General features: G+C 73.2%; 8 protein-coding genes. 4 read left to right on the forward strand and 4 right to left on the reverse strand.

From position 1 onward, the window contains the following. Positions 1-71: 71 nt before the first annotated feature. Complete coding sequence (locus ACFU7Z_RS33140; protein ID WP_380781594.1) at positions 72-875, reverse strand: NAD(P)-dependent oxidoreductase; 804 nt, start codon at positions 873-875, stop codon at positions 72-74. A gap of 71 nt (positions 876-946) precedes the next feature. Here ACFU7Z_RS33140 and ACFU7Z_RS33145 point away from each other — a divergent pair, with 71 nt between their 5' ends. After that, entirely contained in the window at positions 947-1828 is an 882-nt protein-coding gene (locus ACFU7Z_RS33145) for a LysR family transcriptional regulator (RefSeq protein WP_380781596.1), read from the forward strand. Between the two features lie 175 nt (positions 1829-2003). Here ACFU7Z_RS33145 and ACFU7Z_RS33150 read toward each other — a convergent pair whose 3' ends face one another. Both ACFU7Z_RS33150 and ACFU7Z_RS33155 read right to left on the reverse strand, forming a co-directional pair. Beyond that, entirely contained in the window at positions 2004-2582 is a 579-nt protein-coding gene (locus ACFU7Z_RS33150; RefSeq protein ID WP_380781598.1) for a DUF6368 family protein, read from the reverse strand. A 92-nt stretch (positions 2583-2674) separates the two neighbouring features. Next, on the reverse strand, positions 2675-2836 hold the full coding sequence (locus ACFU7Z_RS33155) for a hypothetical protein (RefSeq protein ID WP_380744520.1): 162 nt from the start codon (positions 2834-2836) through the stop codon (positions 2675-2677). 90 nt (positions 2837-2926) lie between these two features. Here ACFU7Z_RS33155 and ACFU7Z_RS33160 point away from each other — a divergent pair, with 90 nt between their 5' ends. Beyond that, positions 2927-4099 carry a helix-turn-helix domain-containing protein gene (locus ACFU7Z_RS33160; RefSeq protein WP_380781600.1) on the forward strand — a complete coding sequence of 391 codons (1173 nt, stop codon included), beginning with the start codon at positions 2927-2929 and terminating at the stop codon, positions 4097-4099. A 10-nt stretch (positions 4100-4109) separates the two neighbouring features. Here the strand turns inward: ACFU7Z_RS33160 and ACFU7Z_RS33165 are convergent, their stop codons facing one another. Further along, complete coding sequence (locus tag ACFU7Z_RS33165; protein ID WP_380781602.1) at positions 4110-5618, reverse strand: alpha/beta hydrolase; 1509 nt, start codon at positions 5616-5618, stop codon at positions 4110-4112. A gap of 125 nt (positions 5619-5743) precedes the next feature. Between ACFU7Z_RS33165 and ACFU7Z_RS33170 the strand changes: the two genes are divergently transcribed. Beyond that, on the forward strand, positions 5744-6208 hold the full coding sequence (locus ACFU7Z_RS33170; RefSeq protein ID WP_380781604.1) for a MarR family winged helix-turn-helix transcriptional regulator: 465 nt from the start codon (positions 5744-5746) through the stop codon (positions 6206-6208). Positions 6209-6335: 127 nt separating this feature from the next. After that, positions 6336-6857 (forward strand): cupin domain-containing protein, encoded by a 522-nt coding sequence (locus ACFU7Z_RS33175; protein WP_380781606.1) that lies wholly within the window; start codon positions 6336-6338, stop codon positions 6855-6857. Positions 6858-7095 lie beyond the last annotated feature (238 nt).

The raw sequence follows: 7095 nt of genomic DNA on the forward strand, positions 1-7095 counted from the left end.
CTCCGGCCACCGCCGCACGTCGCCGCGTACCCGGGCGGCGGTCGACGCCCGGCCGCCGCTCCGCCCTCGCCCTACCGGCCGCGTAGCAGCGCCCCCGGCACCGCCGACAGGTCCTGCTCGGCGATCTCCGGGTGCGCCAGCAGCACTTCGCGGGCCGCGGCCAGCACCGGGCCGCCGCCCGCCAGGGCGAGGTCCTTGGCAGCCAGGCGGACCGGGAAGTCCGACCCCGTGCCGAACGCCCGGGCCGCCACCCCCGCGAGCGGCCCGGCCGACAGCACCTCCCGCGCCTGCTCCTGCGGCACGCCCAACTCATCCGCCACCGCCAGGACTTCGCCCAGGACGGTGACGGAGGCGACGATCGCGCCGATCACCACCACCTTCAGCGCCGCGCCCGCGCCTGGGCCGCCGCAGCGCCGTACCCGGCCCAGGTGCTCCAGGACCGGCTGGGCGCGGTCCAGGTCGGCGTCCTCGCCGCCCGCGAAGACCGTCAGGTCGCCGGTGGCCGCAGGGCCCGTGCTGCCCATCACCGGGGCGTCCACCAGGGCGACGCCGTCCGGCAGTTCGGCGCGCAGGGCGGCGGTGGCGCGCGGGCCGATCGAGGACATGTCGATCCACAGGGTGCCCGGGGCGAGGTCGGCCGTGAACCGTCCGGCCAGCTCGGTGACGGCCTCCGGGTCGGACAGCATGGTGACGACGACGTCCGCGCCGCGCACGGCCTCCGCCGGGGTGGTGGCCTCGGTGGCCCCGGCCCCGGTGAGGTCACCGGCGCGGCCGGGGGAGCGGTTCCAGACGGTCAACGGGTAGCCGGCGTCGGCGAGTCGGCGGGCCATCGGCAGGCCCATCCGGCCCAGTCCCAGAAAAGCGATCTTCTCCATGGCCGCCACGCTAGGCAGCCACAAGCCAGGCGACAAGCGAATGTCCCGCATGGTAGTCATGCGGAATGGACATGGCTTGGCTGGACGTCTTCCGCACCGTCGCCCACCTGGGCTCCTTCACCGCCGCCGGCGAGCGGCTGGGCTTCACCCAGTCCGCGATCTCCCGCCAGATCGCCACCCTGGAAGCCGAGTTGGGCACACCGCTGTTCGACCGGCTGGCACGCGGGGTGCGGCTCACCGAGCACGGCCGGGCGCTGCTGCCGCACGCCGAGGCGATGCTGGAACGGCTCGACACCACCCGGCGCGACCTCGTCGCCCTCACCGAACTCACCGCCGGACGCCTGCGGGTCGGCGCCTTCGACAGTGCCAACGCCGCCCTCGTCCCCGGCGCCCTCGCCGCCTTCCGCGCCGCGCACCCGGACGTGGCGATCAGCCTCACCGAGGGACTGGCGGCGCACCTGCTGGACCTGCTCGCCGAGGGCGCGATCGACCTCGCCCTGGTCGCCTCGTACACCGAACCCGCCGACACCGGCGAGCAGTTCGACTTCCGGACGCTCATGGACGACCCGGTGCTCGTCGCCCTCCCGCGCGGCCACCGCCTCGCCAGGCGCCGCCGCCTGCGCCTGGCCGAACTCGCCGACGAACCCTGGATCGCCGCCCGCCGCCACGCCGAATCCACCCTCCTCGCCGCCTGCGTCCGCAGCGGCTTCCAGCCCCGCATCGAGTACACCGTCGCCGCCTGGACCGCCAAACTCGGCCTGGTGGCCGCCGGGTTGGGCATCACCCTGATCCCCTCCCTCGCCGCCCGCGTCACCCGCCCCGGCATCGCCCTCATCCCGCTGCACCCCGACGACACCCCGGTCCGGCAGGTCTACACGGTCACGCGGCGCGGCCGGCGGGTGCCCCCGGCAGCCGAGGCCTTCGCGGCCCTCCTGCGCGAGGGCGCCGGTTAGCGGCACAGGGCGGGGAGAGCCGGCCCGGCAACGGCCTGGGCGCGAACAGCGACGTTGCTGCCAGAGCACGGCGGTGCCGGCCGACCGCCACCGTGTCGGCGTGCTGATCGCGTCACCGGTGCTGCGGCCGCGGGACGCCACGACCTGATCCGACGCCCAAGGGGGGCCGGGCCCGCTACTTGACCAGGTGGAAGTCCGGATGCCGAAGCCAGGCGGCCAGGAACTCCACGTCACCGACATGCCGGAACCAGCGGCCGGCGCCGCCCGTGTCGTAGGAGACCTCTGCCACCTTCCCCGGTAGGGATGCCACCAGTGCCCTCGCCCCGGCGAGGTCCGCGTCGCCGCGCGTCCCATCACGCGGAGTGGGACAGCCGAGGACGCCGTCGAAGTCGACCAGCGCGCCGAAACGGCGGGCCATGGCGAGGGCGAGGTGGCCGAGCAGCAGATGGTTCTCCGGCCCGGAGCAGTCGGCGCACAGGACCAGCCCCTGCACCGGGGGCGTCAGGAAGGCCGAGTAGTCCTCGTCGTCCGTCGGCAGGTACTCGTCCTCCGACAGGACGAAGCCGCCGACGCCGACCGGATCAAAGTGCCGCAGCCCCAAGGGCGAAGCCTCCCGCACCCGGATGGCCAGATCGCCACCGGCCTCGGTCCTGACCGGCTCGCAGAAGCTCTCCAACCACGGGACCACTCCGGCCAGGACGTCCCCGAAGGAGCAAGGTTCGAAGAGCCACAGCCCGACTGCCGGTCCCGACACGATGCCTCCAGACGCGCGTGGTCCGGTGCCACGGGCAGCCCCGGTTCTACCAGCTCCTGGAGGCACATGCGTGATCGTTGACGCGACACGTCCTAACGGCGCGCGGCGAGGACGGCGGTCAGGATGCTGACCGCCGGGCCGCCGAGGAGCAGCACGGCCGGGTGGCGGGGCCGGGACTGCAGGGTCAGGCGGAAGCCGCCCACGCGGAACTCCAGGAACGGGCGAGGGGGACGGGAACGCTGCTGTCGGGGCATGGGGATCTCCGTGGACGGGACGACTCTCGGTACAGCGCCCATCACAATGGTCTGCACGGTGGTTGCGTCAGGTCGCAACCGGAACTTGCGGTGGGAGAGCGCAACTTGCCGACGGTGCAACATGGAGACGGACACGGGGTGCCCGTGCGGAGGGGGCTGGCCCCGCTCGACGAACGGCTGTCGCAGCCGCAGCGGCGCTGTGCGGAGTGCCTGCGCGAGCTGAGGGAGCGGACCGGCCTCACCTCGGAGGAACTGGCCGAACGGCTGGGTGTCGACAGGACCCGGCTGTCGAAGTTCCTCAACGGCCGGGAGGTGCCCCGCCTGGAGATCGCCACTCGGCTGCACCGCCTGGCGGCCGAGTGCGCGGGTACGGAGGTCTCGCAGGCCGAGGCGGCGGAGATCCGGGCGCTGATGTACGCGGCGGTGCGCGTGCGCAATCCGCTGCAGGCCCGTGAGTTCGAACTCGCCGCCGCCCGCGAGGAGCTCGACCACCACCGAGCCGAGGCGATCCAGGAGCTGGCCGACCTCCAGCAGGAACTCCACGACGAGTGTAAACGGCGCCAGGACGCGGAGGACGCGCTGGAGGAACTGACCTTCGGTAGTCGCGAGGAGATCCGTGTACTGACCGATGAACGGGATGCCGCACTCGATCGCATCGTGCAGTTGGAGGACCAGATCCGGCAGGCGGGGGCCATGCTCAGGCTGCGTGAGAGGGACGCCGAGACCCTCGACCAGATCACCCGCGCCACGGATGCCGAACTGGCCCTGTGGGAGAGTAGCGGCACGGGGGATCTGGCTGGCATCTGCGCCACGGTCGTTTACCTGCGTGATGCTGACGAAGACGACGCCGCCGACCGCCTCATCGAGCAAATCGTTCTCGGCTATCCCGTTCGGCACGTCGTTAGCCTTGCCCATGAGCTCAACTCCATGTCTCGCTTCCGTGAGAGTGTCATGGTTGAACATGGACTTGTCCGTCTGCGGAGGCCCATTGACCTCTTCCGCTGGCTCTCTGGAGAGGACAGGAAGAGCGAAGCACGTTCGAACCTCATCACAACACTGGCCAATGTTGCGCCTGTTGGGAATCTCGTCCGGTTCCATAAGGCGTGTGTGGATCACGGCAATACGGACCTGGATTTCGATCTGCAAAAGGCCATGATGGAGAGGTCGCGAGAGCTTCTGACGAGCAAGGATGACTACTGGACGGAGGATCTCCAGAACCAGCTGGAGGCCATGCGGGCGGCGCTGGCTGAACGCCGCCCGTAGCCGCTTTCGCTCAGCAGACGGTGTCCGCCGCCGGCAGCGCCCCCGTCGACAGGTAGGTGTCCACCACCGCGTTCGCGCACGGGCTGTAGCCGTTGAGGGTGAGGGTGTGGACGCGGCCGGGGACGGTGACCAGGCGGGAGCCGGGCAGGCGGGTGTGGAGGGCGAGGGCGCCCTGGTAGGGGGCGTGGGTGTCGCCGGTGGCGTGGAGTTGGAGGGCGGGGACGGCGTTGCGGACCTCTACCGGCGGTTCCAGCGGGGCGCTGCGCCAGGAGGCGCACGGGACGGGGCCGTTGTAGACCGGGCCGAAGACCGGCTCGGCGGCGCGGGAGCGTTCGACGGCGTCGCGGTACCACGCGGCCGAGCGGGGCATCGCCACGTCGTCGCACACGATGGCGACCGTGGACGACAGGCCGGCGCCGGCCTCCGGGCCCGGGGCGAGGAGCATGGTCAGCAGCTGGTGCAGGGCCGGGCCCGCCTGTACCGGCCGGCCGTCGACGGCGTCCAGCAACTGGCGCAGCGCGTCCGCGTATTCGGCGCTGTCGCGGTCGTCGCTCTGGAAGACCGCGAGCAGGACCGGCAGCAGGGCGCCGTCGAGCCGGTAGCCGTCGACGGCGATCGGCGCCGCCTCGGCCCGCCGGACCAGGCCCTCGACGGTGGACCGCACCGCCGCCGGGGTGGCGCCCAGGTGGTGGGCGGCGTCGCGCGGCGCGGCCCAGGCGGCGAAGTCGTCCAGGGCGCGCTCGTTGGCGCCGCCCATGTCCTGGAACGCCCCGATGCCGTACCGCGCCGGGTCGAGGGCGCTGTCCAGCACCAGCCGGTCGACGCGCCGGGGGAACAGCTGCGCGTACACCGCGCCCAGCATCGCGCCGTAGGACTGCCCGAAGAAGGAGGTCCGCTGCTCGCCCAGCGCGGCGCGCAGCACGTCGACGTCCCGGGCGGTGTTGCGGGTGGTCAGGTGGGGCAGCAGGTCCGGGTACTTGCTCCAGCAGGCGTCCGCGTCGGCCTTGGCCAGGCGCCAGGCCTGCTCGAAGCCGGCCTGGCCGGTGCCGGTCGAGCGCAGCCAGGTGCCGCGGGTGAGGCCGCAGTTGGGGCCGCCGGCGCCGACCCCGCGCGGGTCCATGCCGACGAGGTCGTAGGCCGCCGCCGTCCCGGGCGCCAGCTGCTCCCGCAGCGCGGCCGGCATGTCCAGCCCGCGCTCGCCGGGCCCGCCGGGGTTGGTCTGGAGTATCCCGCGGCGTTTGGCGGGGTCGGCGGAGCGGATCCGGGAGACGGCCAGGGAGAGGGTGCGGCCCCGCGGCTCGCGGTAGTCCAGCGGGACGGTCAGGGCCGTGCACTCGGCGCCGGCGGCGGCCAACTGCGGTTCCTGGCAGGCGGACCAGGCGAGCGGCTGGCGGTGGAAGCGCTCCAGCGGGTCGGCGGCGGGGGAGGCCGAGGACGCGGGGGAGGCGGGGGCGGCCGCGCCGAGTACGGCGGCCGCGGACAGGGCGAGGGCGGCGGCGAGCGCCGGTGCGGTCTTCATGTGGGCCACCCTAGAAGGGAGTTGACCATCGCAGAGCTCCGGGTCCCGGAACTGCCTTGACCTCAAGGCAGCTTGAGGTCCTACGGTCGGTCGTGTCCTGACGACCAGGTGAAGGAGCACCGGGCATGACGATCAAGACCTACGAACCGCAGACCATCGCCGCCCAGCCCATCGGGGCGTGGACCGGCCAGCTCTTCCGCCGCCTGGTGGTGGACGGCCTGCGCGTGCAGCTCGCGGTGGAAGGCCTCACCCAGCCGCACTGGTGGACGCTCAACCACGCCGCCGGCCGTCCCGGCGGGTGGACCCGCACGACCCTGGCCGAGCGGCTCGCCCCGTACGACGACCAGGGCACCGCCTTCGACGCCGTCTTCGACGACCTGATCGCCCGCGGCTGGCTGACCGAGGACGCCGACGGGGCGTTCACCCTGACCGAGGAGGGCGAGGCCGGCCGCCTGCGCGCCCGCGAGCGCAACCTGGCGGTCAGCGAACGCGCCCACGAGGGCATCGGCACCGAGGAGTTCGTGACCACGATCAACGTGCTGCGCCGGATGGTGGCGAACCTGGGCGGCAACGGGAACCTCCCCGACTGACGGCGCCCGGGTGGCACGGGGGAGGCCGAGGATGCGGGGGAGGCGGGTCGGCAGGTGGAAATTGACCCATGGAAACGGTCGCTGATTGCCACCTGATCGTGGGTCTTTCCGGCCATAGGTTGGTCACATGACGACGACGAGGAACACCGCCCCCGCCACCACCACCGCCGCCCCCGTGCTGACCCGCTGCGCCGAGGCCGAGATCTGCGCCGACCCGAGCTCCACCATGACGCTGCTCGCCGACTCGGCCCCGGGCGAGGGCGGCTTCACCGTCTACCGCTCCACCTTCGCCGCCGGCGCCCCCGGGGCGCCCGCGCACTTCCACACCCGGGCCTGGGAGCTGTTCTTCGTGATCGGTGGCTCGCTGCGGGTGCTGGTCGGCGAGGAGGTCACCGTGCTGGGCGCGGGCGACTTCCTGGCCGTGCCCCCGCACACCCCGCACGCCTTCGCCGCCGCCCCGGGCTCCGAGGCCGACGTGCTGTGCGTGTTCGCGCCCGGCATGGACCGCTTCGACTACCTGCGCCTGCTGGGCAGCGTCATGCGCGGCGAGACCGCGCCGGGGGCGATCGCGGCCTCGTCCGAGCGCTTCGACAACCACTACGTCGACAGCCCCGCCTGGCGCGCGGCCCTGGCGGGCGACGGCGCCTGAGACCCGCGGGGCGGCCCGACGGGCCGGGTCCTCGACGGGCCGGGTCCGCCCGGGTGTGGAACGGTGGAAGACCGGAAGTGTCCCGGCTGCGAGAGGAGTGGCCATGTCGTCGAAGCGCCGCCGCAAGAAGAAGGCCAGGGCCAAGCACGGGGCCAACCACGGCCGCCGCCCCCAGTGCTGAAACGCGGCTGAACGGGTGAGCCGGTGAGCGGGTGAGGGCGCCCGGACGGGCCCGGAG

It is taken from the genome of Kitasatospora sp. NPDC057518, assembly GCF_042802075.1.
Lineage (GTDB): Bacteria > Actinomycetota > Actinomycetes > Streptomycetales > Streptomycetaceae > Kitasatospora.